At 36.9% G+C, this 26,114-nt stretch carries 32 protein-coding genes and 1 pseudogene; 7 read left to right on the forward strand and 26 right to left on the reverse strand.

All coding sequences use genetic code 11. The features are described 5' to 3' along the window. Positions 1–3: 3 nt before the first annotated feature. The 3 genes from ACFOOI_RS01670 (at position 4) to ACFOOI_RS01680 (ending at position 3,462) form a co-directional block, all read left to right on the forward strand. The gene (locus tag ACFOOI_RS01670) at positions 4–1,290 is read left to right on the forward strand and encodes a four-carbon acid sugar kinase family protein (protein WP_379834288.1); all 1,287 of its coding nucleotides are present in this window, start codon (positions 4–6) and stop codon (positions 1,288–1,290) included. 74 nt (positions 1,291–1,364) lie between these two features. Further along, complete coding sequence (locus tag ACFOOI_RS01675; RefSeq protein ID WP_379834291.1) at positions 1,365–2,054, forward strand: aspartate/glutamate racemase family protein; 690 nt, start codon at positions 1,365–1,367, stop codon at positions 2,052–2,054. Positions 2,055–2,190: 136 nt separating this feature from the next. Further along, positions 2,191–3,462: a bile acid:sodium symporter family protein gene (locus tag ACFOOI_RS01680; RefSeq protein ID WP_379834293.1), complete on the forward strand. Its 1,272-nt coding sequence runs from the start codon at positions 2,191–2,193 to the stop codon at positions 3,460–3,462. A 158-nt stretch (positions 3,463–3,620) separates the two neighbouring features. Here ACFOOI_RS01680 and ACFOOI_RS01685 read toward each other — a convergent pair whose 3' ends face one another. From ACFOOI_RS01685 to ACFOOI_RS01715, 7 genes are all read right to left on the reverse strand, one after another. Beyond that, a complete protein-coding gene (locus ACFOOI_RS01685; protein WP_379834296.1) occupies positions 3,621–4,505 on the reverse strand; it encodes a carboxypeptidase-like regulatory domain-containing protein in 885 nt (294 codons plus the stop codon). 81 nt (positions 4,506–4,586) lie between these two features. After that, positions 4,587–5,111 (reverse strand): hypothetical protein, encoded by a 525-nt coding sequence (locus tag ACFOOI_RS01690; RefSeq protein ID WP_379834299.1) that lies wholly within the window; start codon positions 5,109–5,111, stop codon positions 4,587–4,589. A 279-nt stretch (positions 5,112–5,390) separates the two neighbouring features. Beyond that, on the reverse strand, positions 5,391–5,612 hold the full coding sequence (locus tag ACFOOI_RS01695) for a hypothetical protein (protein WP_379834302.1): 222 nt from the start codon (positions 5,610–5,612) through the stop codon (positions 5,391–5,393). Positions 5,613–5,829: 217 nt separating this feature from the next. Next, positions 5,830–6,699 (reverse strand): NADAR family protein, encoded by an 870-nt coding sequence (locus ACFOOI_RS01700; protein WP_379834304.1) that lies wholly within the window; start codon positions 6,697–6,699, stop codon positions 5,830–5,832. Positions 6,700–6,710: 11 nt separating this feature from the next. Next, positions 6,711–6,965 carry a hypothetical protein gene (locus ACFOOI_RS01705; RefSeq protein WP_379834307.1) on the reverse strand — a complete coding sequence of 85 codons (255 nt, stop codon included), beginning with the start codon at positions 6,963–6,965 and terminating at the stop codon, positions 6,711–6,713. Positions 6,966–7,011: 46 nt separating this feature from the next. Beyond that, on the reverse strand, positions 7,012–7,395 hold the full coding sequence (locus tag ACFOOI_RS01710) for a DoxX family protein (RefSeq protein ID WP_379834310.1): 384 nt from the start codon (positions 7,393–7,395) through the stop codon (positions 7,012–7,014). A gap of 282 nt (positions 7,396–7,677) precedes the next feature. Continuing rightward, positions 7,678–8,280, reverse strand: a complete 603-nt coding sequence (locus ACFOOI_RS01715; RefSeq protein WP_379834313.1) for an NAD(P)H-dependent oxidoreductase — start codon at positions 8,278–8,280, stop codon at positions 7,678–7,680. 95 nt (positions 8,281–8,375) lie between these two features. Here ACFOOI_RS01715 and ACFOOI_RS01720 point away from each other — a divergent pair, with 95 nt between their 5' ends. Then, positions 8,376–9,284 carry a LysR family transcriptional regulator gene (locus ACFOOI_RS01720; RefSeq protein ID WP_379834316.1) on the forward strand — a complete coding sequence of 303 codons (909 nt, stop codon included), beginning with the start codon at positions 8,376–8,378 and terminating at the stop codon, positions 9,282–9,284. Between the two features lie 154 nt (positions 9,285–9,438). Here ACFOOI_RS01720 and ACFOOI_RS01725 read toward each other — a convergent pair whose 3' ends face one another. The 16 genes and pseudogenes from ACFOOI_RS01725 to ACFOOI_RS01800 all read right to left on the reverse strand — a co-directional run bounded on the left by ACFOOI_RS01725 (position 9,439) and on the right by ACFOOI_RS01800 (position 20,037). Next, the gene (locus ACFOOI_RS01725; protein ID WP_379834319.1) at positions 9,439–9,750 is read right to left on the reverse strand and encodes a cyclic nucleotide-binding domain-containing protein; all 312 of its coding nucleotides are present in this window, start codon (positions 9,748–9,750) and stop codon (positions 9,439–9,441) included. Between the two features lie 65 nt (positions 9,751–9,815). Then, positions 9,816–10,229, reverse strand: coding sequence for a VOC family protein (locus ACFOOI_RS01730; protein WP_379834321.1), 414 nt, complete (start codon positions 10,227–10,229; stop codon positions 9,816–9,818). Between the two features lie 47 nt (positions 10,230–10,276). Continuing rightward, a complete protein-coding gene (locus tag ACFOOI_RS01735) occupies positions 10,277–11,050 on the reverse strand; it encodes an NPP1 family protein (RefSeq protein ID WP_379834323.1) in 774 nt (257 codons plus the stop codon). Positions 11,051–11,128: 78 nt separating this feature from the next. Further along, the gene (locus ACFOOI_RS01740; protein WP_379834325.1) at positions 11,129–11,593 is read right to left on the reverse strand and encodes a hypothetical protein; all 465 of its coding nucleotides are present in this window, start codon (positions 11,591–11,593) and stop codon (positions 11,129–11,131) included. Positions 11,594–11,678: 85 nt separating this feature from the next. Next, complete coding sequence (locus ACFOOI_RS01745; RefSeq protein ID WP_379834327.1) at positions 11,679–11,822, reverse strand: hypothetical protein; 144 nt, start codon at positions 11,820–11,822, stop codon at positions 11,679–11,681. A gap of 192 nt (positions 11,823–12,014) precedes the next feature. After that, positions 12,015–12,446: a DUF6326 family protein gene (locus ACFOOI_RS01750; protein ID WP_379834329.1), complete on the reverse strand. Its 432-nt coding sequence runs from the start codon at positions 12,444–12,446 to the stop codon at positions 12,015–12,017. A 10-nt stretch (positions 12,447–12,456) separates the two neighbouring features. After that, complete coding sequence (locus ACFOOI_RS01755; RefSeq protein ID WP_379834331.1) at positions 12,457–13,083, reverse strand: hypothetical protein; 627 nt, start codon at positions 13,081–13,083, stop codon at positions 12,457–12,459. 199 nt (positions 13,084–13,282) lie between these two features. Beyond that, positions 13,283–13,909 carry a hypothetical protein gene (locus ACFOOI_RS01760; protein ID WP_379834333.1) on the reverse strand — a complete coding sequence of 209 codons (627 nt, stop codon included), beginning with the start codon at positions 13,907–13,909 and terminating at the stop codon, positions 13,283–13,285. Between the two features lie 83 nt (positions 13,910–13,992). Next, positions 13,993–14,574, reverse strand: coding sequence for a Crp/Fnr family transcriptional regulator (locus ACFOOI_RS01765; RefSeq protein ID WP_379834335.1), 582 nt, complete (start codon positions 14,572–14,574; stop codon positions 13,993–13,995). A gap of 237 nt (positions 14,575–14,811) precedes the next feature. Then, positions 14,812–15,747 carry a hypothetical protein gene (locus ACFOOI_RS01770; RefSeq protein ID WP_379834337.1) on the reverse strand — a complete coding sequence of 312 codons (936 nt, stop codon included), beginning with the start codon at positions 15,745–15,747 and terminating at the stop codon, positions 14,812–14,814. Between the two features lie 114 nt (positions 15,748–15,861). After that, the gene (locus tag ACFOOI_RS01775; protein WP_379834339.1) at positions 15,862–16,611 is read right to left on the reverse strand and encodes a hypothetical protein; all 750 of its coding nucleotides are present in this window, start codon (positions 16,609–16,611) and stop codon (positions 15,862–15,864) included. Between the two features lie 503 nt (positions 16,612–17,114). Beyond that, positions 17,115–17,375 (reverse strand): annotated as a pseudogene (locus ACFOOI_RS01780) (type II toxin-antitoxin system RelE/ParE family toxin); the annotation flags it as partial. Between the two features lie 42 nt (positions 17,376–17,417). Beyond that, on the reverse strand, positions 17,418–17,639 hold the full coding sequence (locus ACFOOI_RS01785; protein ID WP_379834341.1) for a hypothetical protein: 222 nt from the start codon (positions 17,637–17,639) through the stop codon (positions 17,418–17,420). 345 nt (positions 17,640–17,984) lie between these two features. Continuing rightward, positions 17,985–18,821 (reverse strand): maleylpyruvate isomerase N-terminal domain-containing protein, encoded by an 837-nt coding sequence (locus tag ACFOOI_RS01790; RefSeq protein ID WP_379834343.1) that lies wholly within the window; start codon positions 18,819–18,821, stop codon positions 17,985–17,987. Between the two features lie 674 nt (positions 18,822–19,495). Continuing rightward, entirely contained in the window at positions 19,496–19,798 is a 303-nt protein-coding gene (locus ACFOOI_RS01795) for a type II toxin-antitoxin system RelE/ParE family toxin (RefSeq protein ID WP_379834345.1), read from the reverse strand. After that, complete coding sequence (locus tag ACFOOI_RS01800; RefSeq protein WP_379834347.1) at positions 19,795–20,037, reverse strand: type II toxin-antitoxin system ParD family antitoxin; 243 nt, start codon at positions 20,035–20,037, stop codon at positions 19,795–19,797. The genes ACFOOI_RS01795 and ACFOOI_RS01800 overlap by 4 nt, the downstream gene beginning before the upstream one ends. A gap of 286 nt (positions 20,038–20,323) precedes the next feature. On the opposite strand from ACFOOI_RS01800, the gene ACFOOI_RS01805 reads away from it, so the two are divergent. Then, positions 20,324–20,644, forward strand: coding sequence for a hypothetical protein (locus ACFOOI_RS01805; protein WP_379834349.1), 321 nt, complete (start codon positions 20,324–20,326; stop codon positions 20,642–20,644). Positions 20,645–21,163: 519 nt separating this feature from the next. On the opposite strand, the gene ACFOOI_RS01810 is transcribed toward ACFOOI_RS01805, so the two are convergent. Next, positions 21,164–21,541: a hypothetical protein gene (locus ACFOOI_RS01810; RefSeq protein ID WP_379834351.1), complete on the reverse strand. Its 378-nt coding sequence runs from the start codon at positions 21,539–21,541 to the stop codon at positions 21,164–21,166. A gap of 4 nt (positions 21,542–21,545) precedes the next feature. After that, entirely contained in the window at positions 21,546–23,183 is a 1,638-nt protein-coding gene (locus ACFOOI_RS01815; RefSeq protein ID WP_379834353.1) for a M43 family zinc metalloprotease, read from the reverse strand. Positions 23,184–23,559: 376 nt separating this feature from the next. On the opposite strand from ACFOOI_RS01815, the gene ACFOOI_RS01820 reads away from it, so the two are divergent. Further along, entirely contained in the window at positions 23,560–23,841 is a 282-nt protein-coding gene (locus ACFOOI_RS01820) for a group II intron maturase-specific domain-containing protein (RefSeq protein WP_379834355.1), read from the forward strand. Positions 23,842–24,212: 371 nt separating this feature from the next. Here ACFOOI_RS01820 and ACFOOI_RS01825 read toward each other — a convergent pair whose 3' ends face one another. Then, entirely contained in the window at positions 24,213–25,418 is a 1,206-nt protein-coding gene (locus tag ACFOOI_RS01825) for a hypothetical protein (protein ID WP_379834357.1), read from the reverse strand. Between the two features lie 109 nt (positions 25,419–25,527). Between ACFOOI_RS01825 and ACFOOI_RS01830 the strand changes: the two genes are divergently transcribed. Next, positions 25,528–25,938 (forward strand): hypothetical protein, encoded by a 411-nt coding sequence (locus ACFOOI_RS01830; RefSeq protein ID WP_379834359.1) that lies wholly within the window; start codon positions 25,528–25,530, stop codon positions 25,936–25,938. Positions 25,939–26,114 lie beyond the last annotated feature (176 nt).

Consider the following 26,114-nt stretch of genomic DNA (forward strand, 5'->3'; position numbering starts at 1 on the left):
ATTATGAATCCATTACTTTTAGCATTTTACGGCGATGATTTTACAGGTTCAACCGACGCATTGGAATTTATTACCACAGCCGGTGCCAAAAGTATCTTGTTCATAGAGCCGCCCACGCCCGAAACTTTAGCCGCTTTTCCAAACCTCAGAGCCTTTGGTGTAGCAGGGAAAACCCGTGCTTTGGCTCCCAAAGAAATGGAGGAAGTGCTTATGGAGGCCTTTACGGCTATGAAAGTCATTAAGCCCAAACATGTGCATTACAAAGTCTGCAGTACTTTTGATTCTTCTGATTTGGTGGGCAGTATCGGCAAAGCCATAGACTGCGGTTTGGCCGTATTTCAAAATAAATTAATACCTGTAATAGGTGGCACACCCGCACTTGGTCGCTACTGCGTTTTTGGTAATTTGTTTGCTCAAATGGGCATTGGCAGTGGGGGAGAGGTGTATCGTTTAGACCGCCACCCTTCTATGAGTAAACACCCGGTTACGCCATCGTCTGAAAGCGATTTGCGGGTGCATTTGTCAAAGCAAACTTCTGAGAAAATTGGGAGCATAGACTTCGTGAAAATGCAGCTGCCATTTGTAAACTGGACAGATAAATTAGGTAACGAGAACGTGGTGTTGATAGATGCTCTCTACAACGAGCAAATGACAAAAATTGGAGCTTTTTTAGAAAATTTAGCTAAAGAAGATTCTACCTTGTTTTCGGTAGGTGGCTCCGGGGTAGAAATGGCCTTGGGAGCATTTTGGCAAGAAGAAATGGTTTTAAATCCCATGCAAGAGTGGTCGCCTATGCAGCCTTCCGAAAAACTTTTGGTGGTTTCAGGGAGCTGTTCGCCCGTGAGTGCAGGACAGATTGTATACGCAAAAAATCATAGATTTGATGAGATAATCATAGATGCGGCGGCTATTTGTGAAAATGACGAGGTTGATGCTGAGGTTTTTGAAGTTTTGAAAGCCAAGTTTAAGGTTTCGGACAAAATAATAGTACATACCGGAAATAAAAAAACGGGTAATTTGCCTTCTGAAATATTGGGCAAAGCCTTGGGTTTAATCGCTAAATATGCGGCCGAACATTGTGATATCAAACGAATAGTGGTGGCAGGTGGCGATACCAGTAGTTATGCGGCCAGGGCCATGGAAATAACAGCGGTGGAAATGATTGCCCCCGTAGTGAAAGGAGCACCACTGTGCAGGGCGTATTCGGATAATCAAGTGATAGACGGATTAGAAGTGAATTTTAAAGGCGGACAGGTTGGCGGCGAAAACTATTTTACCTTGTTTGTGTAGCAAAAGGCAGCATCTAAAAAGACATTTTTTTGATTATTAAACCAAGCCTTTCTAATCAAATTAAATTAAAAAAAATGTCTATGTCTACCGATACCCAAGTAAACCAACAAAAAACACTAGGCCTGATTCACACATCAGCTACACTTGTTCCGCTTTTTGCTGAGCTTTGTACCAAATATTTGCCAAACGTAAAGGTGTTTAACATCGTAGACGATAGCCTTATCAAAAACACGATTGCCTGTGGTGAACTTACCAAATCAACCTCCGTACGCGTTGTAAACTATGCCGAGTCCGCCAAAGAAGCAGGGGCAGACTATGTGCTATATACGTGTTCGTCTATTGGGCCAGCCGTAGAAATAGCCGCGAGTTTACAAGACATTCCGGTGCTGCGAGTAGACCAGCCCATGGCAGACAAAGCCGTGCAGATTGGAAGCAAAATAGGCGTTATAGCCACCCTTAATACTACTCTTGAGCCCACCTCAGACTTGGTGCTTAGGCGTGCAAAAGCTGCGGGAAAAGAAATAGAATTAACCGCTGTACTGTGCGAAGGAGCTTTTGAGGCCCTTATGAGTGGTGATGCAGCCACCCACGACCAAAAAGTAGGCGATGCCCTGAAAGAATTATCCCAAAAGGTAGATGTGATTTTATTGGCTCAAGCCAGCATGGCTAGGGTTGTAGACCAACTTTCAGAAGCAGATAAAACGGTGCCAATTTTGGCCAGTCCAACCATCGCTTTGGAATATTTGGCTTCGGTTATTGGCTGATTTTTATTTGTTTACATTTCATTTGTTAGCTGTCTTTTTTTTGATAAAACATTGATAGTGAGTCTTCTGTTTTGAATATTGATGTTTTTTTACTCAAAATTAATTTTGTTAAAACGCTTAGTTTTTAAAATATAACATGAAAAAAACGCAACAGGTAGGTTTAATAGTTTTTGTGATTACCTTGTTTCTTACACTAGCGGGTGTGGTACTAAACAAGCCCACGCTGTATACCTATTGCGGCCTTATTTCTGCCATTGCTTTGGCGTATGGCATCCCGGTTATAGAAACTCTTAAAGGCTATCAATACACCTTGTGGATTATTGCGGCGGTGGTGGCAGGTATGCTATTTCCGCAGGCGTTTGGTACAGTGGGTGGCATAAACCTGAGAGATAAAACCCTCATTTTGGTTATAATACAGTTGGTTATGCTCGGCATGGGAACACATATGAGTCTCCATGATTTTAAAAGTTTGGCCACTACTGGCAAAGGCGTGTTGGTAGCACTTTTCTGTCAGTTTACCATAATGCCCCTCATGGGCTTTTTGCTCACTAGAGTGTTTGATTTTGAACCCGAAATAGCAGCAGGCATAATTTTGATAGGCAGCTGTAGCAGCGGCATGGCCAGCAATGTTATGGTGTATTTGGCCAAAGCCAACCTTGTTTTGAGTGTTATCGTTACGGCCATGGCTACTTTGCTTTCCCCATTTTTAACGCCTTTTTTGATGAAAATGCTGGCAGGCACACTTATACATATCAATTTTATGGACATGATGATCGAAATTGTGAAGATAGTCTTGGTGCCCATTGGAGCTGCTTTATTTCATGATTTTCTAAAAAATGCTACATCAAACCAATATAAAAAGTCACTTTACGCGGTTATAGGCTGTGCCATCTGGATTGCTATAGTGGTGGTGTTTGTAGATCAAATTTCATCACTTGAAGCCAAACAAAGTTTTATATTGAGTGGCTTTATAGCCGGAGCCGCAGTGGCAGGTTTTGTGTATAATTTGCTTTATAAAAACTTCCTTGTTATCAATAAAATAATGCCTTACATCTCGATGTTTGGTATCATATATTTTACTACAGTAACCACCGCCGCGGGTAGAGACAACCTCATGAAAATCGGGTATTTGCTGTTTATGGCCTCTGTGATACACAACGCCGCAGGCTATTTCTTCGGGTATTGGTTTAGCCGTATGTTTGGAATGGACAAAAACAGCAGCAGGTCTATCGCGTTTGAGGTCGGTTTACAAAACGGAGGTATGGCGAGTGGCCTAGCCGGAAGTATGGGAAAACTAGGAACCGTAGGCCTGGCAGCTGCCGTATTTAGCCCGTGGATGAACATCAGCGGCAGCATATTAGCCAACTACTGGAAAAAACATCAGGTAGCAGAGGAAGGGGTAAAGTAACTGAGTTTCCTTTTTGTTCTGATGATTTTAGATGGGTTAAATTAAGAATGTTTGCTATTTTAGGATGTAATAACTCAATTTTTTACCTACACGGTTGATATTGTTTTTTTTACTTTTTGCACTTTAATACAAGAAAAAAAACCTTACTCATTTTTTACTTATCGGTTAATAATTGGCTTTTTTCGATGATATGAAAAGTCTTTATTTACCCCTAATGAAAGTTCGTTAAAACTTTTTATCGAATAGAATCTCAAAAAAGTGGTAAGTGAATTAAATTGCCTACTAACTTCAATATTTGTTTCTATAAAATGCTTGTTTAAAGTAGATTTGGCCTCGATGTTTAACCGCAATGGTATTGAAGTATTTTTTTTAAAGCCCAATGTTGGCCCATATTTTATTTTATGATCAATTTGATTTCTTAAACTCCCTAACCCAACTATAAGTCCGATTTTTTTTAAATTAAGGTCTGTCGAAAAATTAAATGTGGATAAGTCAAGTTTTTGCTCGTATTCTAATTTTTTATAATTGAAGTTTATGTCAGCATCAAAATCGCAGGTTACAAACAAGTGATAAAGTCCAATACTTCCGTTTAAATAATTGTTACGCTTGAGGTCCGACTGATAGCTGAAAAATGTTTTAATCAATGGAAGCTTTTTTAGAGGCACAAATGAAAGGTTAAGTTGCCCTCCTAAGGGTGTATTTATCAATCCACTTAATAATCCAAATCCAATATTGTGATAATCAAACCAGTCTATATTACAGCTTTCTTTTAAAATAATCGACAAATTAGATTGGCCATTTATTTTTACCTCTTTTGGTTGAAATCCAACCTCAGAAACTGTAAGGATTGCGTTTTCGTCGGTAACAGTCAATTCAAATTCTCCATAATTATTTGATATTGTTCCATTTGTTGTGCCTTTTTCAATTATCTGAGCTGGCAAACCTAGGTTGTCTGTTTTTGAAAGTACAAACCCTTTTATTTTGAACTGACAGAAACCCAAAATTGGAAACAGGAAAAGTAATATGGTATATATTTTCTTCATTTAAGAAAGTCAAGTATTTGATTTTGCATCAATCAAAGGGTAATGAACGTTAAAATAGCACAGTATAAATTGTATTTTTTTCTATACTATCATTGCTTTATCACCAAATTTAGCATTTCGAACCCTTTCTGAATAACCTTTAAAAAAGTAGGGGATATTATCTTCAATACCGTTTTCTAGTCTCATTTTTACTTTGTCGAATGCTACAATTGATATTTCGAAATTTGGTAAACCTGTAACTAATATCGGCTGATTAAGATGTTCCAACCAGAAATATTTCCCCCCAAAATTTCTTCTAGCTACTTCAAAAATATAAGAACCAGCTTGAGCAATTAAATCATTCTTCATGCTATCATCCATTTGCTCACCAAAATCGATAATGTTATCGAGAAGTTCGTCTAATGTTGCTAAACTTTCTTCTGAATAATCAAATGCTCCATTATTATTATCATTGAATGCTCGGACAATCCTTTCCGCATTAGAAATTGAATTGTCAATGAATTCTTGTTGTGCATCATCAAGCGTTTCTTTTTCTAGCGAGTGTTGATTATTCTGTATTTTATTACTGGCAATTTTATTTTTCTTGAAAAAATTAAAAAATCCCATATGTTTATTGTTTTTGTTTGATGTGTTGTTATTTATTCCGGAGGTGTTATTAGCTCTGTTATTTTTGTAAAGTATTAGTTGTCAATAGTATATGTAATATAAATCTAAGTTTACTTGGTTAGTGCTAAAACGAAATTTAGAATTGTTTAACTTCAAATAGAATGCCAATAGTGATAAGTTTTTGGTGTGTTATTAGTTTTTGATTTATGAGTAAAAAAAGCACAATGTTATATATTATTGGAAGATACTAACAGTTTAAAATCATTAAACCCAATCTCCTCAAGCCGCCGCCGCCATAGTTGCAAGTTGGTATTTGAGTGCATGGTAGGTCACGAGTAGCATTAGTTCTTTGTGTTGGATATTTTCGAAAAGCTCGGTGCATATTAGTTCATAGTCTGAATGCATTTTGTTCCATTTAAACTTTGATTTTGTGTGTATCAATTCGTTTTGGACGGCATCCAAAAGCACGAAGGTGCTGCTCAATATTCCTTTTAGTTTCAAAAGGTATTTTTTCTCTTCTCCGCCTATATTACGTTAAATATATGAGGCGTGGCGGTTTTTCAAAGCAATATAGTATCGGTTTACCACTTTGTCAAATCTGCGATTTGACTTGCAAATTTCTTCCACCAAAGCGAGTCAAATCGCAAATTTTACGGGCTGACTACGAAGAACCACCGCCTCGCCACACTACTACACCTCTATGAATTCAAATATAGTGTTACCAGCTCTTTATCATTTTTGTTTTAAATTCTTCAAGTGTTAAATATCCATTTTCAAATTTGTTTCCAAGAAACTCTTCTCTAAGTTCAGTTAAAACTATTCCGAGCCAGTTTGTTCCTTTCCATGTAAAAATTGACTTTGCCTCTTCCTGCTTTTCTGTTAAACCAATTCCCCAAATATTGTCATCTGGACTTGCTTCCACAATTGTCTTTCCTTTGGTAGATGAAAGTAAGTCTAGCAGCTCATTATTTTGTATAAATTTTTCTCTGTTTCCTCGATATACAATTGTCGGTGCGTGTAGGTCCCAAATTTCTTTATTAAAATTTTTTACTTGTCGACCAAGTTGTTTCTGCTCTCTAACATTATTTGTTCGTAATATTTTCGTAGCCGTTTCTTTGTCCCCAAATAACATTGCTTTTCCGTACATCATGTATTGTTCAGCACTAGTAAAGATTTTGTCTTCTAGTTCAAAACTACATTTATGCCATTGTGAAAATGGATGTTTAGTTTCCCAAAAGTAATAGTACGATTCAACTAATAAATCAGGTTGATAAAAACAAATATCACCGCCTGAAAGTCCCAATTCTATTCTTTTAGGGTTGAAATATCCAGGTTCAAAAGATTTAATTGGAAAGTCTGGTGCTGCAACTAGTGTAGTGTGTTTATTATCTCCAATATTAATTCCACGTTGAATATGCTTTGAGATCAACTTAGAATATTTATCTGAAGTAATACATTCAATAATTTGTCTACCGAAAATGGTGTCACTCAATTGTTTGTCAAAGTCAAATTGATGCAAACTGGCATGCATTTCTCCTGCAATAAATTTTGCCGTTCCGAGTCTATATTGATAATACTTTAATTCCACTCAGTTTTTTTTTATAGCTGGTAACTTGTAATGTTTACGCCTTTCCAGCCCATTTTATAGCTGATGAGTAAGGTGTCGTTTTGGTATACTTCTAAAGTGGTACCGAAAAAACCTTTGGCAGTAATGGAGTATTCGGCACTATTTGATAAGCGAATGTTTGCGTTGCTGTTGTACCATTTGGTGTAGGTCAATTCACCTAAGGATTGCTCGTTGTGAAATAATTTAAATTTTCTCGATCCCTGAAATATTACCTTGTAGCTGTTCATTTAATAGTGTTTTTTGGGTAAAAAGTATTCGCTATACTATTTTTAATCAAATATTTTCTAAACTTATTTTGCGGTTTGCAGGTCTAAAATACCAAGAGAGCACTACAAAAATGGTTTGAAACAAAGGTCCGAAAATGGCACTGCCGCCGTCGCCCATAAAAAGATGCGAAACCAAGGCTCCAGACATCAGAAAGAAAAAACCGGCGTAGGCCCATTCTTTTAAGAGTTTAAAATTCGGCATTAAAATCGCGATTACGCCCAGCACCTTCCACACGCCAATGATATACATAAAATACAAAGGATAACCCACGTGCTCGATCAAGGCATTCATATCTTCTAGGTGAAGGATTTGCGAAATGCCGCTTCCCAACATACCCAATGACAATAAGGCGGTAGATAGCCAATAGATGATTTTGTTTCTCTTTTCCATTTTTGTTTAAGGGTTTAAAATACGATAGTATCGGAAATTAAATTTATAAAAAATAAATAGACAAAAAAAGACATAAAAAACAAGGCTCAATTCTTACTAAGACGAAAGTAGTTTTAATTTTTATTATTGCGTTTAGAATTCCTAAAAAAAGCAAGTTTAGGTTTCTCTCTTTTATTGTTTAAAAATACATTTTTTAGTCTTTTTTTGAAGGGTTAGCGAATAGAATTGCATTATGTGTGGATAATTTTTTTGGCTAGTTTAAGTGACCATATATTACATGTTTTAAGCCATACATCCTTTCATAGTTTCATCTAGAAAGCTTTGATATTCTGCTAATTCATGTGGTACATCGGCGTTTTTTTCGATGTCATGAAAATGGTGCGTTGCCAAAACTTGCATGCCTGCAAACTTATTCATTTTGTGAAATCCAAACAACGGACCTTCGTCCACACTTTTTTGGTCAAAAAACTCATTTTCTAAAGTAAAAGCAGTCTTTGGTGCATTCCAGCTTGTAGTTAAAATGTATTTTTTGCCATGCATTAAGCCACCCGTGCCGTAGTTGATGTTTGGATTGGAACTGCTACGGCCGTCGCTTTTATAAATACCGTTTTGATGCCCTTCGGTAAATACTTCGTCGATGTATTTTTTAAAACCATACGGAAGTTGAAACCACCAAATAGGTGTATGATATATGATGAGGTCGGCCCACTTAAACTTATTAACCTCTGTTTTCGGGTCATAGGTGTCGCCTACACTTGTATATTTTACCTCAAAATCGGCAGTATTTTCAAAATAGGAAATTGTTTTTTCAAAAAGTGTTTGGTTAAATCGACCACCCGAATGTGCAAATGGATGAGCTCCATTAATTATAAATATGTTCTTCATTATTAAGAGATGTTTGTTTTTGTTACAAAAGTATTTTAGTTTTTGTTATTGTAAAAATAATATAAATCATAGTTTTGTATTATAATTTTAATAGTATGGTAAATCTAGAATGGTACAGGACGTTTAAAGAAATATATATAAATGGCACTTTAACAAAGGCTGCCGATGTGTTATATAGCTCACAACCCGGAGTCAGTGTACATCTAAATGCCTTGGAGGCGTATGTAAGTAAAAAACTTTTTGAGCGTACCTCTCGGAAAATGATTCCGACGGAGGAAGGTAAGTTTTTGTATGAATATATTATAGAATCTATAGATAAACTCGAGATAGCGGAGCAGCATTTTAAGAAAACTACACAAGACAAAAAGCCATCGGTAAATATTGGCATGTGCTCCGAAATGTTTCAGCACATTATAGAAGCCGAAATACCCAAGTTGAATTTTGATTTGGTGGCCAAATTTGGGGTGCATACAGATTTAATCAAAGATTTAAACAACGGACTTTTGGATTTGGTAATTACGCCAAGGGCACACACTGACCGAAAGTCTTTGGCGGTATACACGCCTTTTTCAAAAGAACGGATTATATTGGTGGCCGGCATAGATACTGATTGCTCAAAATTAGAAAAACATCTTTCCAACAATGATTGGAAGGGGTTAGAAAAGGAATTGCAGCACGAGGTTTGGTACAGTGCCTCTAACGAAATGGAGCATTTCAGACGGTTTTGGTTTGAAAATTTCGGAAATAGACCTGCTTTTAAACCCAACTATATTTTGCCAAATATCGGCTCCATAATCAGGTGTTTGAGCAATGGTAGCGGATTAGCCTTGGTTCCAGATTTTTTATGTCAAGAAGGATTGGCTAAAAGCGAAATTAAGTTGGTTTGGGAAGGGAAAGTAAAAACCGAAAATACCTTATATTTTGCCAAAAGAACGGACCTGAAATACAAAAAGGAAATAAAGATATTGGAAGGTATTTTCGAATCAAAAATGAATAGTATTTAAGACGATTTCCTCTTCAACATATAGAGGTTCAAGTAAATTTTCCTAAAAACTCAATGCAAAATCAGTTTTGGAAACCTAAAAAGAGAAGAATAATATAGGCAAGCCTTCAAATTCATTTGTTTTTTATGAAATAAAGGGCTTTGAAATCTGAAAACTAAAAAACTTCGGTGTCTACCAAAGCCTGAATGGTAAGTTTTGAGGGATTTTCAAATGCAAAACTTGCCAAATCAGCTGAGAAATATCCCTTTTTAGAAATCCATTGGTTGATTTCTTTGCCATCTATGTCAACAAACATTCTCAATAATCCAGATTGCACAAAACTTAGTTTGTTGCATTGTCTGCCTGCTTTCAAATGAACGTCATTTTTCTTTACTATTGACATTTTAAACATCGAAACAATCGTTTTGAGGTCATCCGCGTCCACTACGCCAAAATATGATTTTATATACTGCTCTAGTTCAGTCATTGTTTAAATTGTAATTCATGGATTATTTGGATGATGGTTTCTGGTATTTTTGGCCTACCATTTCATTATATTTCTTTAAAAACTTTAAATTCCTCAATGTCAAGGTGAATGATTCCCCACGTGTGGCCGTCTGGGTCTTCTAAGGTTCTAATTTGCATAAAACCTAAGTCTTGCATCGGGATTGGTTCTTTTCCGCCTGATTTTAGACCACTTTCTACCATTTGATTTACCTTATCAAGGCTTTCTACAGGTAGTGTAAAACTAGCCGATGCGTGGGTGTGTGTGGCTGCCGTAATTTTATTATTTCCAGAACCAAAAAAAGCTTTGGTTTGCAGCATAACATAAATTTGGTCGCTCCAAACCATGCAATTTTGATTTTCACCAGAAAATAAAGGTTCGTTTTTAAAGCCCAATGCCGTATAGAATACACTTGAAACCAACAGGTCATTAACGGGTAAATTGAGGAATATCTGTTTCATTTTTCAAGAGTTTTTTAGGGCAAATGCTTGGGATTTTTATTTTAATCTTATTTTTCCCATTCAGCTCTTTCCGGGTAGTTAGGCGGCAAGTATTTTCCTATTTCTTTATAAAAGTTTTTGTCTATCGTTGGTGGGTTTGCACGCCCCCAATCTTCAGAAAGTAGCTTTCGCTGTTGGTCGCTCATGAGGTCCCATTGCACCAATTTTGGGGTTACCCATTTTTTGAATTGATTTTTGGCTTTCTCGTCTTTTTTTGCAAAACGCATGCAATGTGTCGTAAAGCCATCTTGATGGTAGACTATTTTCACATGATTTTCCATGCCACGGTCAAAATATAAGGTGCTCACGTGTTTTGTTTCACCGTCTTTGCCATGTGCACTGTAGGTGGCGTGTGTGAGTTTTCCATTAGTTAGCCACACAGAGGCGTATTCCCAGTCGTGCCTGTGTGAACCCTTTAGTTCGGTGGGTGTCCAAGCGGCATATTGGTCTTTTTCGAAGTATAAAGAATACATGATTACTTCATACGTATTGCCGTTTTTTGTAATAGCTTTTGTTCTACAAAACGTGTTTGCGTTTAGGAACTGTTCGCTTTCTCTGCAATCTCCGGTTTTTAATCCTGTAGGTTTAAGTCCTCCGTTTTTTCTACCATCGCTCGAAAGGGCAGGGGCGGGGTAGCAGCTGTCGTCATCAAAATCAAAAACCACGGCCCATTTCTTTACTTTTTCAGAGGCGTTTTCAGGTAATCCACTAAAAATTTGAGCGATAGCAGTTTGGGTTTTCAGAAAAACGCTTAGAATAAAAACTAGGTAAATAGATTTCATTTATTTAATTGCCATAAAGGGCTTTAGACTTGAAACAGTTTTTAGATAACTTTAGCGTTTTTCAATAAATTGATAAACTTAAAATTTAGACTCAAAATTGAGTTGTCTACCTTCTTCAGCGGCTTTTTTGTCTAAAACACTTCCAACGGCTATTCCTATTCCCATGCCGATTGGAAAGCCAACACCAATCATGCCCATGTTTTTTATTACTGAGCCCATCACCACCCCGATTGGAACGCCAAAAACAGACATCCCAAGCACCATCCAAAGGGTCTGGTAATATCTTTTTGTAACCAATTTGAGTTGTTTTTCCAGTAGTTTTAATATTTGATTCTGCTTTTGTTTTACCAGTTTTCGAAGAGCCGAGCCAGTAAGTGGAGAGGCATTTATTTCATCAACATCATGATTTATATGATCAATTACGTCTTTCGGTAGTCTTCTTTGATTTAATTCTTGTATTAAGGATCTCAATTGGTCCAAAAGGTTTTTTAGCTTTAGATCCTCAGACTGATCTGCTCGTTCTTTTAAATGATGTAAGTTCATGATGTTTTCCGTATTAGGGCTATTGGTTTGGGCTTTGTTCTGTTGGTTTTGAATATAAAACGAAGCCTTTTATTTAAATACAGAGCTAAATTAGCAAAAAAGTGTGAATCAGGACTTTTTTATTTATTCCCTGAGCTGTTTCTATTTTGTTTGCTTCAGTTTTTGAAGAATCACATGCGTTAAAGTGAAGAATGCTTAATGCAAGAATAATATAAAGTTGTCGTTTCATATTTTTATTTCTGTTTGTTTTTTGTAAGCTTTATTTTAACCCTTCCTAGTACCTGAAAGAACAAACACTTGACCACTTTTAAAAGAGTTATTCGGTTTGAAGTTATTCACTTTGTTTTTAACTTCCTTTGAGTAAACCTACCTTTCTATATTATTAAAAAATATATTTTCTCAAGAGACTTTCTATTTAATTTCAAATCTCCACCCGGGGCCATTTCCAAGCATTATAGATTATTAAGCAAAGAATGATAACTTCAACTACGGCACCATAAAGCATGTGCAGCCATGCCTCTCCGGCCAAATTAAACAAAGAATATGGAACTAAAATTGTGGCAATTGTGATATTTAACCCGCGATTAATCTTGGCAGGTAGGGCAGCAGAAAGGAAAATCATCAGGGCAGGAATGCTCACTGAGACGAGTGCAGCCAAAAGAAAGCCCTGTGAAATATCAAAAACAAACACTTTTCCTTGTATGATTCCTGCTATCTTTTTGGGCATATATAATGCGAAGTGATCCACATAGATATACAGAAACATGAAGCTCGCCCAAAAGGCAGCAAGCTTCAGTTTTATGTTGACTTTGATGTCTTCCAATGTGTTTTGAGGTGTTTTTTGCGTGTTCATAGTGAATTAATTAAAGATTAAAGCCAAAGTGAAAGCCCGGTTCTCCTATGATGAATTTGGGCCATTTATCGTCTAGTTGTTTAAAACCATCTGGCAATTTGGTGTGATAAGCCCGGTGCGTAATGGCTAACGATGGCTGTAAGAAAAACCTGTCTTTGAATAGTTTAATGTGGTACCCAACCCGGTAGGTGTTAAAAACCTGAAAACCATTCCCAATTTTATCGCCTTCGTCATTCATGAATTTCTGTAAAGTAGGCATAACATTGAGTTCAGTATATAATCCTTTGTGCAAAAAATGCTGATATGCCACAGAAAGGCCAAACTCACGCACGTATCCGGGGAATTTTTCTTCCGGCTTTCCGTATGAATTATTAAAAAATGGATGAATGCCATTGGGCCATGCATATTTCCAGGTTTTGGGCTCTAAAATAAGCACATCTTTGCCGCTTAGTCGGTAGCCGATATTCAGCTGAGCAAAGTCAGGGGGATTTGTAGGGGCCAAATTACCCAATAAAAATACCGTACTTCCTAAGTACCAACGCTTGTAGGTGCTGTCTGCTTTTGTATATTGTGCTTTTATATTTGGTGCATTTGTTATCGTTAAAATAAAAGCGTACCATAAAATTTTCTTCTTCATATCTTTCCTATTTGTTGTTATCTGATGTGACAAAAGTATTTGGCTACCGAGCTTAAACTCGTTCACTTAAGTTAAGAAAAACCTTTTTTGTCATTTAGTACCATTTTTACCAATGGTGCGTATATCCACGGATTTTGATTTTACTTCTAAAAAAAAATCGAGCTTGATTGGGTAGTTTGGCTTATTCGCTTGCTTATGCTTAAAAGTTAAAACCAAAGTGAAGCCCCGGCTCATAGCCAAAGTATTTGGGCCATTTGCTTTCTACGGCCTTAAATGCCGCCGGCACATTGGTCCGGACTGGCCAATGTGTAAACCCAATAGAAGGCTCTATAAAGAAGCGGTTTTTAAGCAGTTTTATTTGGTAACCCAATCGGTAGGTCATGTATAAGGTGTAGCCATTTCCAATCTTTTTGTTGTCCTCATCCAGAAATTTTTCAAAGGCATTTAGTGCATGAGCGGATGTGTACACACCTTTCCACCAAAAATGCTGGTAAGCCACCGTAGGGGCAAGTATACGAACATGCCCCGGATAGTTGAGACCCGGTGCATCAAAAGATGGCCCCCAAGGAATACCCAAAGGCCAGGTATAGATGGATTTTTTAAACTCAAAGGAAACGGCATCTTTGGGGCTAAACCTGTAGCCAATGTTTATTTGGACAAATTTTGGGGGATTGGGGTCATCCGGAATAAAATTTCCCAGCATTAAAAAGGTACTGCCTACAAACCATTTTTTGTAGGTGCTGTCTGACTTGGGATGTTGAGCTTTTAGTTGTAGCAAACTTGCCATCAGTAAGACCAAACTCAGGGCTATTATTTTCTTTTGCATTTCTTTACTGTTAATGTTAATCGATGCTGCAAAAGTAGTTTGGGGAGCTACTGTAACTCGTTCACTTAAGTTAAGAAAAGAACTTAGTCTTTGCTTTTTTCAACGATTCTTGCCCGTATGCGGCTTAAAGATTGTGGTTTCATTCCTAAAAAACTCGCGAGTTGGTGTTGAGGCACACGCTGGATAAGGTCAGGCCTTTTTTCCATCAGGTTGAGGTATCGCTGCTCGGGCGATGAGGTTTTGAAGGCGTCAAAGTCTACTTGTTTTTTAGCTAGCAACTCTTCCGACAATTTTCTGCACATGACATCAAACTTTGGGAATTTGGTGTTTATTTCTACTTCCATGTCAGAATCTGAAACTAAAACTATGCTGTCTTCCACACAAGAAATGAAATATTCTGAAGGTGTTTTGTTGATTACACAGTTAGGCGTCAATGCGTCCATTTCTGTATAAAAAGCAGTGGTTTTTTCTTCACCCTCTATCACATAATAGGTTCTTATGCAGCCTTTTAAAACAAAGTAGCTGTTTTTTGTTTTTTGACCTTCGTTGAGCAAAATCATTCCTTTTTTTACCGAGCGAAATATATCCAAAGAAACGATCGCATTTTTCTCGTCTTCATTTAGCGTGATGTACTTTGAGATAAAGTCAAATAATAAGTTTTGCATTATGTTTTAAGTAGTTAAAGTATGCTTTTACACTTTGGGCTGAGAAATTTCGATTATAAAAAGCGATCAAATTGACACTTCAGTGAGGTCAAATTTATTAATTTGTTTTTGAAATCCTTAGAGTAAATCGGCCTTTCTTTTTTTTGGACTTTAAATAAATAACAAGCAAGTTTAAAAATGTGCCCGATTAAATGCTCAGAAGAATAGATTAAAATAAGATTATGTAGCTTCTTAGTTTCATTTTTGAGCGAGTAACCATTTTATTAGTTCGTCGTTGTCCACAATACTCCAGGAGTGCGGGTGTCTGCTGTTGTCGGGTTTTCGGTATCCCTTGTTTTGGGTTGTGATGAGCGTTGCCTTGGTATTTCCGAGTCTATTTAGTTCGTTTATCAGGGCCGAGCACTCCGTTGCGTTCATGCTGGTATAGTCGGCTCTGCGTTCTTTCATCCACCAATTGATATCCGGTTCGGTGTAAATTCGCAAAGGCATTTTACTTAACTTTTTTATAGCTGTTTGGGTAGTGTCTGAAAACGAATACGGCGAAAACTTATAATATTCGGATAGATAATCCGCTGGACTTCCACCGGTTTCTTTCTCGAGCCTTTCGATAATATATATGTTTTCTGGGTTGGGTTCACTTTCTTTTGAAAGGCGAATGTCTCGCTTTGCTGAGTTGTAAACCCTTTCGAAGTCTAACGGTGGGTCTATGGCAAAAATGGCCGTGGGTTTTGTGGGTGCGTTTTCAGTATATTTGAGGGTGCAGCTACCGCCTATGGAATAACCACCTACATAAAATCTAAGGTCTGTAAGCGGGTGTTTCACCCTTACGTCTTTGAGTATTCGATTGAAACTTTGCTGCGTGAGACTGTCCACGCCAAACGATAAAACGCCATCTTGAAAAGTGGGAATGATAGTCAATATGCCATTTGAGGCTAATTTAGTGGGCAAATCGGTTTGTTGCATAACCCGCTCCGCCGTTTCACCAAAACCCGGGAGTAAAAATAGGTAGCCCCGCCAAGGAAGTTTGGGTGGGTAAATGACCGTATAACAGTTTTTTGAGGAGTCCGTTTGGTCGAGGTAAACTTTTTCTATTTTGGGAATACCGGACTTTTGAGCAATGCTAGTGTTTGCAAATAAAATGAAGGTCAAAAAAGTGATTAAAAGTTTTGCCATGGGTTTACCTATTTTTTGATTCTGCGTTTTAGGACTAAATTTAGATAAATGATTTTTATGCTGCAAAGGGGAGAGAGCCCCAAAAGCAAAATCAAGTTAATGCTACTTTTATTTTCAATTAGTTATTCCTTTACCAAGCGTCAAACAAAAAGCTATGTAAAGTATAAACACGGCTAGTTCCACATAATAATTTTGTCTGAATTGGTATGTTTTGTCTATTGTGTTTTTTCTAAATTTTAAAAAAAGAATGGGTAATGAGGCCGCCATTTCGAGTAAGCCTTCTAATCCAGAATGTAGCCTGTCGGTGGCATAAAATAGGCCTGCCACAAAGGATCCGAGAGCAGCAAATATAAATGAATAGAGAATGTTATGTTTTGTTAAAGGCTCGGTTTGTTGTTCATTAGTGTCCAAACTTAGATAATAATTCAAGATGCGTAGGATCATCATGTAAAATAAGATACCTGCTGAAATTAATAAAATTTTGCTGTACGGTTCGCTTAAAAGCTCTTTCATTGCAAATGTCCAATCGCCAGTATGGCTTATTGCCGAATGTAGAATTGTTCCTGAAAACCAGAATAAATTATACGCTGTTACTTGAAATAAAAATAGCTGGGCAAAAGATGATTTGGTTAACATATAATATGACAAGCCACCAAAAAACAAATTTGCTATTGGACCGCCGATGTCTACCAAAATATTTCCTGGGGAACTTTTAAAATAGACCATCGTCAAAAGCTCAATTTTATTTCCAGTAATCAAACTAGTTCCTCCGTGTCCTATTACTTCGTGAATGATGTCAGCAACCATATAAGACAAGATGCCTATTGCCGCCAAATACCATAATTTTTTATTTTGTTTATTCATAGCTCCATGTTCATATGTTCGAATATCGGTCAGCATCACTAAAATCCTGCATCTAATTTATAGCAATTGGAGCATTATTAAATATGCATTTCAATTTAAATGCAGCCAATTTTTATTAACCACAATGAATCATGAATAAAAAGGTTAAATCAAGTCTTTTTAAAGGAAATTTAAGGGTAGATAAGGAAGTGGTTGTTGTGTTTTATTAGCCATTATCATGATATTTTATTTATGTATTTGTCTTGAGAGAAACTTGAAAGTTGTAATTATGGAGCTATTGTAGAGTAGATGAAATGTCTGAAAGAATCTCAAAATGAGGATTTTAAAGTAAAGTATTGTATTAGAAGCAAAAAAGCCACTCAAAACAAAAATGAACTACACTTAAAATCTGATCGCAATATGACGAGAAACTAACAAAGGTTAAGCTCTATCCTTCGCGGCCCGATTACTTTCATCGCTTGGCTGTTGGCCACGACTAACGCATAGCTGTTGTAAAGGGTGGTTTACTTGGTTTCCTCTTTCAATTTTTGAGGGTTCATCCTATTGTCATAAATTGTCACAATATTAATAGTTTTTGAATCAAACCGATAAAATACAGAAGTTTGCTTCGTAACAACAAGCATATACAGCCCTTTTAAAAAATCAGTTTTTTGACAGCTTTCTGGGTATTTTTGAATTTGATTAAGCGATTTGTCTAGTTTTTTTATAAATTCTAATTTAACTTTCAAAGACCATTCTGTTTCAAGATATTCAAGTAGTTTATCAAGGTTTTTTTGACGCTCTCTTGGATAATTTTATTATCCTCATTATCTATGTTTCTGCATAAAATCTTCGTAATCCACAACTTCTCCATTTTCTATTTCATTGATGCCTAGTATAATATCATCCTTTTGGTCTTTAGAAAGATTTGTCCAAAAATCCCCGGTTTTATTGGGATTAAAAAGTGCTTTTATTGATTCCAAAATGTTTGGATTATTAGTTTCTAAAACCAATTTCATTATCTCTAATTTTTCGGCCTGAATATTCATAATTTTAGTCTTTATGCAAATCTATAAATTTTATTTGAGAGTATTTTACAATGTATGAAGCCACCATTCTTTACAACGTTTTGGGGTTTTGCGATGATAGAAAAATAGAGGCACAAATGTTAACATCATCACCTATATCAAATATATAAAAAAATGTTCAAGTTTGCACAAATGCTTCACTTTTACAAAACCCATGAATATGCCATATAAATCCATAAAATGGATAATCCAAGGGGTGAAAGACTGACACGTATACGAAACCCGTACTTACGGTAGTGTTAGAGCCCCAGCCTATTTTGTTTTTTGGTGGGTCGAGATACTCGATAGTTTATGGTTTTATTTTTTCTATGCCAATACAGCAATCATATCGAATATTTTCTCACCAAGTCTTTTCTCACCGATTATTTCAGATGATTCAATGGCTTCTTTCCTTGTCATTCCTTTTGTGAATATTTTCCAAGCATGTTCAAATCCGATTCTTACTTCACTTTTAGGTTTAGCATTAATAGAGGTTAATAGTTCCCAACCATTTTCATAGTATAGAAACCAACTTTTTTCTGTTTTTCCTATAAAAGTAAATTTTATTAAATCCTTAGCTTCTCCTTTTACATTTCGATAATGATGGGGAAGGGCTCTAACTGAAGTATCTAAATATGGTAAGTACCATTTTGCTTCAAGTAACTTTTGTTCGTCACCAACGGCCAGTCTAATCTGTTGTTGATGATGCCATTTTTCGGTGTATTCCCTTGCAATGTGAAACCAATTTTTTGATTCATTCTCTCCTGCCCAAGCTACTGAGAATTCAGCTTTATCGTTGAGGTTTAAGGTGGCTAAGAAATCGCAATATTCTTTTCCCGAAGACTTTAGTAAATCAATTATGACTTTTGGGCTGAGTCTTTTAGTCGCTTTGACCCAATCAGCATTTAGTCTATTTAAGAAATCTATTAAATCTTGATATGAGTTAATATTTTCAGGTTTTTCGCCATAATATTCATCACGTAGCATTGAAAGTGTTCTCAAATTCCCGTCTAGTAAGTGGACAGCAACATCTTTCACTTTCCATTTTGGAGCGATTGTTTGTTTTTCCCAATCTTCAGCTGATAACCCTTCCAACAACTTGAAAAGCTTCTTGTCAAGTTCTGGTATCAGGGCAATTACATTAATTTTCTCTGGCTTATTCATTTTTCTTTAAATCACACACAACATTCAAGTATTCCCGAGTTATTGCGGGTGTGCGTTTAGGGTTCAATTTATGCAAATTATTTTAACCCGCAATAAGTCATCAACAAATCCAATCGACAAAGCTGCTTCGATATTTGTTGGGGTAACTTAGATTAGAAGCCTACCTATGGGATTTTTTTACTTCTTTAGCGTTCTGGTTATTTATTCAATGATAGATTTTAGGGGACTTTTTATTGTCAAAAGCTATTCTTTTTTGACTTTCAAAATTTAACTACATATACCGGAAAAAGTGCGGCCTTGTTCATGCGGAACGCCGTCCGGCTGCAAAAAAGGCACTTTAAGAACCATCTTGAGCTTTGATTATCGAGGGCCACCTAGTTTTTATCAGGAAATGTGGGCTACTATAAATTCCTCAACTCAAAAATGAGCTTGGGTAAGGGAATCTATGTCCACAGGAAAAAATAAATGAGTAACTATTGAGTAAAAAACAGCAAATAAAACACTTAAGACATTAAAACCCGAAATGCACTACTAATAAAATCAAAATCTAACATAACGAAAAACCCATAGCGGGCAAAAGTGGTGAAAAACTACCGAAGGTTAAGTTCAACATTGCTTTCATCGCATGTCCTGCGGACACGACGAAAGCTTAGCTGTTGTAAACAGTTTTTATTTTAATCTTTAAGCCTATTTTCAATGTCCATTTTTTGATGTAGAATCCTTACAATCTCGATTACATTGTCTGCTGATTTTTTAGCAAATATTAAATGTGATTTTACTTTTGTCATTCTATAACCTTCTCGGATATAGTCTATTTTACGGCTTAAATTGAAATTGTTTACCATAAATTCAATTTCATCAATTATCAGATTATGGTATCTGTCAGCTTGCACTTTTGACCATTTTTTATATGTATAAAGCCAAATTTTTTCTAAATCATTTATAGCTTTTTCGCTTATACGATATGGTTGAATCATAAATATTTCCGGTGTAAGTCGTCAAGATGTTTTTGTGCATCAAAATTTTCAATCATTTGGCTATTTTCTCCCTCAACCAATGCATTTCTTAATTCTTTAAGTTTACTTTCTTCTGATTCCAATAATCTTAACGCCGTACGAACGACCTCACTTGCAGAACTATATTTTCCTGTCGCAATCGAAGTACTAATAAAGTCCTCGAAGTGGTCTCCTAATGATATAGATGTATTTTTTCCCATTTGATTATTTTTTTTCGAAATTACCAATTCTTGGTAATTAAATCAAATAATTTTTTAGGGATTATATTAACAGTCTGTAAATCTATTGTTTTTTGTAGTTTTTTAAATTACACACACGGTTTATGTTATAGTACCATGCGGGACAACGAAGCGATTTCATATCAGTTTACACCGACCTTTTTTGCGTGCCACAAACCTTCGAAAACCTCTGAAACCTGCATGCATTATACCGCGTGTGTGTGCCTTCAATGGCGAATTTAAATCCAAATAATGGATAATCCAAAGGGTGAAAGTCTGGGGCGTCTCGGTCCGCAAGCAAGAGCTTCGTTACTTTAAGATATGCAAGTGGCAAGGTTGGAGGCTTGCTAATAAGGCAAAAAATGGCATACGAAGACCTTCTAATTTTGAGCTTTTGGGCCATGCTTTTGTGCCTACTTCCAAAAAGGGAGAGAAAGGCAAATACCAACTTGTAGTAAAAGAAAGCAGCTGGCAAAGTTTAAAACGCAAGCTAAAGGCAGCCACCAAGAAAACCAAACCATACAGTTTTGACCTGCGACTAGCCAAAATCAAAGAAGTTTATATTGGATGGGTGAATAAAACCGATTGAGCAATGCCTGTCCCGTTTTTACGGGATATTCACGGAAAACTCAAAGCACTTGATGAGTGGTTAAGAAATAGGTTGAGGTATTGTATTTGGACGGATGGGGACGCCTAGTCTGGAAAAAGCTTGAACGTAAGCGAAAGAACCTTATTAGGCTTGGAGTGAACCAAATTCAGGCATATCGGTGGACGGGGCCGCCCGTGAGGTCGTACAAGAATGGGAGGGTGCACTGGGCGTGCCCGGCAGCTCAAAGCCCTATTCTAAAGACTACTATCACGCTTGAAAAGCTAAGATTACGTGGTTACGAAAGTATGTTGGAGTATTATCAACGCTTGCAACCAGAGATTCAGTGAACGGGGACGCCAAGTCCGCCGTATAAAGACGGGCACGCCTAGTGCCGTACGTACGGTGGTGTGACCGGGCTGGCGAACCAGAGGCGTACCGTAGGCTTTATGGCCTACGGCCGTCTACTCGGTTGGGTGCTGCTGCTTTTATTCGGTATATAGATAACTTCCCTAAAAAGGCTTATTTCACCTTCTCCAAATTTGAAATTCTAAATGCCATTTTATTAGGGCAGGGAGCATCTCTATCTATGACACCACCATCAACTTTTACAATCGTACTATCGGCTATTTTTTTTATTTTGATTAGATTAGTAAATATTGAGTCATTACAAACACTAAAATAAGGGCTAATATCACCGCCACCAAATTCTGGTATTAATATACCGTAAGAGTCTTTAGGGTTATTAGGAAACATAATTATTCCTTTTACTCCTTTTCGCTCAATAATTATTGGCAAGCCTTTACAGTCGCAAGGTATTAGTGTTTGCGTTATTATCTCTGTTTTCTTACAACTTACCCCCGTCAAGATAAATAATAAAATAAATTTGACTGTTCTCATGACTTTAGTGTTGAATTATGATTTGTTTGATTACTTTATTGGCATCATCTCCAACATGAAGAAAATAAGTTCCATTAGGTACTTTCTGCACATCAAATTTAACTTTTTTGTCTGTGAATTTCCCTTTCAATGCTATCAGTCCGTTTTTGCCATATAGCGAAAGGTCAACTTTCTTAATATCGTCGGTGATAAGTAGTTGTTGAGTTTTGATTAAATCGAGAGCCTCTTGCTCAGAAATCACTTCATCGGCAGATATACTCAAATCTGTACTTGCAGGGTTGGGAAAAGCAGTAAGGCTAAAACTTCTACTATAATTATAGCAGTTGAAAGTAGTGGTTGGACTATTGCCACAAATGTTGCTGACATAGCAGGATATGTTTCGATAAGCCCCTGCCGACAAATTAAGACTTGCATTTCCAGCATTAAAAGAAAAAGTAGAAGTTCCCCCACTCGATACAGTTGCCCAATTAAAAGAAGCATTAGGGTCGGTTTGTAGTAAATTTATATAAATATTGGGTGTACTACTCGAAACAGATATGCCAGTAGATGGATTGCTGATAGGATAGGTAAAAGTACCGTAGCTGTATGTTCCAGTCAGCATACTTGGCACACCTACAAACACCACCTTAGAGGCGTAATAGTAGGAGCAGCCTTGAGCAATGGTGGCAGTAATCGTTACCAAGCCATCACTAACTTTGGTTAGCACTCCACCCGAGTTGATAGTAGCCACAGCAGTATTGGAACTTGTCCATCCAATAACAGTATAGCCAGCCACCAAATTGGAACAACTAAAATTAGAAGAGCTACACACATTATTACTACCATTGACTGTGGGGAAAGCCAAACTTACAACCTCACTCGCCCCAACCAACCTATTTTTCATGGCATAAACTTGCTGTGTCGAAAACCTTGTTTTGCAAGGTGAATAAGACATAATATTTCGTGTGTCGGGATTGTAGATAACCCCATTTTGTGTCCAACCAGAGGGGTTCAAATAGTTACAATTAGCATCTACGGCTCCTAAAATAAGGTTGGGAGAAGCTGGTGTATCGCAAATTTTATCTCCACAAGTTGTGCAATTTGAACCATTAATATTCTCCATACAGCTACCTGTTCCAGTTTCAGGACTAGGTCCTAATGGATTGCCTCGATGTGTGTGATAAAGACCCAAGCAATGTCCCATTTCATGACTAACTGCATCATTAATTGCGGAGTTCACAATCCAAAAAGCTGATGATGGAATATCTTGAGCACATCCAGCAAAAGTTGGATTCGTGCCTGTATAAGAATTTAACAAATAAATGTTAATTACGTTATTGACATTTGCTGAGTATGGGCTTGTGCCTGCCCCCAAATTAAAGTAGGAGTCATTGTCTACAAAGTCAGACCCATTAGATACGAAATATATGCCGTATTGGTTAAAATCTTGATTTAGCTTTGAGGTAATATTGCATAGCAAAGAGGGGGCATATCCCCCCGTATGACTTGAAGTCCTTACGATGTGATAATACACTTTTACCCAATATTTATTTGAGTTACTTGCTGTGTTTGGCGTAGAAGTACCAGAAATACTACCACAAGCCTGAGAAAAAACAGCTATAGGTAAAAAGAACAAAAGAGCGGAGGCGATTATTTTTTTCATGCAATTTAAAGTTAGAATGAAACAAAATTTGGAAATATTTTAAAAATGATTGTTAGTCGGTTTTATTCAGTAGCACCCAACGGTCTCGTGTATGAGCAGTTGGGGATTTTACGCCCTAACTTTTCGGTTTAGCACCGACCTTTATTTTATGTTTATACTTTCGTTTTAGCACTTTTCCCGCTATTTTTTATATACATTGTGTGTGCCTTGAATGGCGAATATAAATCCAAATAATGGATAATCCAAAGGGTGAAAGACTGGTGCGTTTTAGTTCCGTAAACAAGAGCGTCGTTACTTTAAGATATGCAAGTGGCAAGGTTGGAGGCTTGCTAATAAGGCAAAAAGTGGCATACGTCGACCTTCTAATTTTGAGCTTTTGGGTCATGCTTTTGTGCCTACTTACAAAAAGGGAGAGAAAGGCAAATACCAACTTGTAGTAAAAGAAAGCAGCTGGCAAAGTTTAAAACGCAAGCTAAAGGCAGCCACCAAGAAAATCAAACCATACAGTTTTGACCTGCGACTAGCCAAAATCAAAGAAGTTTATAGAGGATGGGTGAACAACTACCGATTGGCGAGCATTCACGGAAAACTCAAAGCTCTTGACGAATGGTTAAGAAACAGGTTGAGGTATTGTATTTGGACGGATGGAGACGCATAGTCTGGAAAAAGCTTGAACGTAAGCGAAAGAACCTTATTAGGCTTGGAGTGAACCAAATTCAAGCATATCGGTGGACGGGGCCGCCCGTGCGGTCGTACAAGGATGGGAGGGTGCACTAGGCGTGCCCGGCAGCTCAAAGCCCTATTCTAAAGACTACTATCACGCTTGAAAAGCTAAGATTACGTGGTTACGAAAGTATGTTGGAGTATTATCAACGCTTGCAACCAGAGATTCAGTGAACGGGGACGCCAAGTCCGCCGTATAAAGACGGGCACGCCTAGTGCCGTACGTACGGTGGTGTGACCGGGCTGGCGAACCAGAGGCGTACCGTAGGCTTTACGGCCTACGGCCGTCTACTCGATTATGCATAGTTATTTTTCATCAGGTACAATCCAATCAGCATTTCTAACGAAAAAAACATATTGTGCATAGTCGGTTGTTGATGTACCTTCAATAATATCAAATCCTTCCCAAATTGGTATTAATCTTTTGGTTTTTGTTCCTCTTGCAGAGTACAAATAAGGCGAGTCTTTTGAGTCAAGTTTTATTAAACTAATGGTATTTGGTCTTGTCACTTTTTTATAATCAGCAATTCCTTTAATGTACATAAATAATCTATTATCGTATGAAAATTTAAATCTCGTAAAATCTTTGCCTTTATCTTGTAAAAATTTTGGAAGAGCAGCACTTTGAACAGTTAATCGTGAGTTAACATAAAGTGCATTCATACTTACCATTTTATTTTTGTACGGTAATAATGTATCTTTTTTAATTCGACCCGCTAGAGTGTAGTCATATGCTTGTAAAGTATGGGCAAAACCAAATCCACCATATATTTTTTTATTTTTCCATTCTTTTTCGAGGTAGTACCTTTTAAAGTTTTCAAACATAAATTTGTCTCGAGATTTGATTTTTGAGTTGGTTGATATATTGAATTGTATGTCTTTAAGTATGGATATTTCGTTATTTTCTGATAACCCTGATTTTATTATTTTATCTAAATTTTTTGATGACCAAACACTCCATTTTTCGTCATCTGTTGGTAATTCGGTTAGAAACTGTTCAGGTATTTTTTCTTCGACAAGTTTTCTCAACAAGGTGTAATCAGCAATTTTGTCTAATCCAACGATTTGAAATTTAGATTTTTCAGGTAATTGTGCATAATATTCTCTTAATTTAACCCATTTATTTCGATATTGGTCGGAAATACTTCCTATGTAAACCACCCAATTTTTTAAAATGTCTTTTAATTCCATTTCGTTTGAGCCTTCAATATACTTTTGCAAATAATATGCTTGGGCAATATCCATTTCTGCAAGGTATAACTCAATATTTACTTTTTCATTTAGTTGCGTAAACAATGCAAAATCAATTCTTGGAGATGTTTTTACTTCATGAATTTCTCCCACAAAAAACAAATCATTATTGTAGAAATCTGTGTTTAAGCTTGTAAATTGTAGTGAGTCTTTCATTTCTACAATTTCTACATTTGTTTTTAGGTAATTCACATATTTGCGGGAAGCACAACTCGAGAATATAATCGATACTATTGCGAGGGTTAAAATGTTTTTTATCATTGTCTGTATGTTCGTTATAATTCTGACTAACGGTCAAGTATAAGAGCAGTAGCGGATTTCAAGGCGATTACCTGTCCGCCACCACCAAAGTTTATTAAATGCACAAACCTTGATTTTACCACTTTACCCGCTATTGCTCATATACAATGTGTGTGCCTTGAATGGCGAATATAAATCCAAAAAATGGATAATCCAAAGGGTGAAAGACTGGGGGGGACCGTCCCGTAAGCAAGGGAGTCGTTACCCTAAGCTAAGTAGGAGGCAATGGTGGAGGCTCTTCAATAAGGCAAAAAGCGGTATTCGTCGACCTTCTAATTTTGAGCTTTTGGGTCATGCTTTTGTGCCTACTTACAAAAAGGGAGATAAAGGCAAATACCAACTTGTAGTAAAAGAAAGCAGCTGGCAAAGTTTAAAACGTAAGCTAAAGGCAGCCACCAAGAAAATCAAACCATACAGTTTTGACCTGCGACTAGCCAAAATCAAAGAAGTTTACAGAGGATGGGTGAATAAAACCGATTGAGAAATGCCTGTCCCGTTTTTACGGGATATTCACGGAAAATTCAAAGCACTTGATGAGTGGTTAAGAAATAGGTTGAGGTATTGTATTTGGACGGATGGAGACGCCTAGTCTGGAAAAAGCCTGAACGTAAGCGAAAGAACCTTATTAGGCTTGGAGTGAATCAAATTCAAGCATAT

Origin of the sequence: Lacihabitans lacunae (assembly GCF_042649125.1) — a bacterium.
In the GTDB taxonomy this organism is placed as follows: domain Bacteria; phylum Bacteroidota; class Bacteroidia; order Cytophagales; family Spirosomataceae; genus Leadbetterella; species Leadbetterella lacunae.

Excerpts from the sequence above, each read along its gene's own strand:
- ACFOOI_RS01670 (WP_379834288.1), top strand. The coding sequence starts at position 4 with ATGAATCCATTACTTTTAGCATTTTACGGCGATGATTTTACAGGTTCA.
- ACFOOI_RS01675 (WP_379834291.1), top strand. The coding sequence starts at position 1,365 with ATGTCTATGTCTACCGATACCCAAGTAAACCAACAAAAAACACTAGGC.
- ACFOOI_RS01680 (WP_379834293.1), top strand. The coding sequence starts at position 2,191 with ATGAAAAAAACGCAACAGGTAGGTTTAATAGTTTTTGTGATTACCTTG.
- ACFOOI_RS01685 (WP_379834296.1), bottom strand. The coding sequence starts at position 4,505 with ATGAAGAAAATATATACCATATTACTTTTCCTGTTTCCAATTTTGGGT.
- ACFOOI_RS01690 (WP_379834299.1), bottom strand. The coding sequence starts at position 5,111 with ATGGGATTTTTTAATTTTTTCAAGAAAAATAAAATTGCCAGTAATAAA.
- ACFOOI_RS01705 (WP_379834307.1), bottom strand. The coding sequence starts at position 6,965 with ATGAACAGCTACAAGGTAATATTTCAGGGATCGAGAAAATTTAAATTA.
- ACFOOI_RS01710 (WP_379834310.1), bottom strand. The coding sequence starts at position 7,395 with ATGGAAAAGAGAAACAAAATCATCTATTGGCTATCTACCGCCTTATTG.
- ACFOOI_RS01715 (WP_379834313.1), bottom strand. The coding sequence starts at position 8,280 with ATGAAGAACATATTTATAATTAATGGAGCTCATCCATTTGCACATTCG.
- ACFOOI_RS01720 (WP_379834316.1), top strand. The coding sequence starts at position 8,376 with ATGGTAAATCTAGAATGGTACAGGACGTTTAAAGAAATATATATAAAT.
- ACFOOI_RS01725 (WP_379834319.1), bottom strand. The coding sequence starts at position 9,750 with ATGACTGAACTAGAGCAGTATATAAAATCATATTTTGGCGTAGTGGAC.
- ACFOOI_RS01730 (WP_379834321.1), bottom strand. The coding sequence starts at position 10,229 with ATGAAACAGATATTCCTCAATTTACCCGTTAATGACCTGTTGGTTTCA.
- ACFOOI_RS01735 (WP_379834323.1), bottom strand. The coding sequence starts at position 11,050 with ATGAAATCTATTTACCTAGTTTTTATTCTAAGCGTTTTTCTGAAAACC.
- ACFOOI_RS01740 (WP_379834325.1), bottom strand. The coding sequence starts at position 11,593 with ATGAACTTACATCATTTAAAAGAACGAGCAGATCAGTCTGAGGATCTA.
- ACFOOI_RS01745 (WP_379834327.1), bottom strand. The coding sequence starts at position 11,822 with ATGAAACGACAACTTTATATTATTCTTGCATTAAGCATTCTTCACTTT.
- ACFOOI_RS01750 (WP_379834329.1), bottom strand. The coding sequence starts at position 12,446 with ATGAACACGCAAAAAACACCTCAAAACACATTGGAAGACATCAAAGTC.
- ACFOOI_RS01755 (WP_379834331.1), bottom strand. The coding sequence starts at position 13,083 with ATGAAGAAGAAAATTTTATGGTACGCTTTTATTTTAACGATAACAAAT.
- ACFOOI_RS01760 (WP_379834333.1), bottom strand. The coding sequence starts at position 13,909 with ATGCAAAAGAAAATAATAGCCCTGAGTTTGGTCTTACTGATGGCAAGT.
- ACFOOI_RS01765 (WP_379834335.1), bottom strand. The coding sequence starts at position 14,574 with ATGCAAAACTTATTATTTGACTTTATCTCAAAGTACATCACGCTAAAT.
- ACFOOI_RS01770 (WP_379834337.1), bottom strand. The coding sequence starts at position 15,747 with ATGGCAAAACTTTTAATCACTTTTTTGACCTTCATTTTATTTGCAAAC.
- ACFOOI_RS01775 (WP_379834339.1), bottom strand. The coding sequence starts at position 16,611 with ATGAATAAACAAAATAAAAAATTATGGTATTTGGCGGCAATAGGCATC.
- ACFOOI_RS01785 (WP_379834341.1), bottom strand. The coding sequence starts at position 17,639 with ATGAATATTCAGGCCGAAAAATTAGAGATAATGAAATTGGTTTTAGAA.
- ACFOOI_RS01790 (WP_379834343.1), bottom strand. The coding sequence starts at position 18,821 with ATGAATAAGCCAGAGAAAATTAATGTAATTGCCCTGATACCAGAACTT.
- ACFOOI_RS01795 (WP_379834345.1), bottom strand. The coding sequence starts at position 19,798 with ATGATTCAACCATATCGTATAAGCGAAAAAGCTATAAATGATTTAGAA.
- ACFOOI_RS01800 (WP_379834347.1), bottom strand. The coding sequence starts at position 20,037 with ATGGGAAAAAATACATCTATATCATTAGGAGACCACTTCGAGGACTTT.
- ACFOOI_RS01810 (WP_379834351.1), bottom strand. The coding sequence starts at position 21,541 with ATGAGAACAGTCAAATTTATTTTATTATTTATCTTGACGGGGGTAAGT.
- ACFOOI_RS01815 (WP_379834353.1), bottom strand. The coding sequence starts at position 23,183 with ATGAAAAAAATAATCGCCTCCGCTCTTTTGTTCTTTTTACCTATAGCT.
- ACFOOI_RS01825 (WP_379834357.1), bottom strand. The coding sequence starts at position 25,418 with ATGATAAAAAACATTTTAACCCTCGCAATAGTATCGATTATATTCTCG.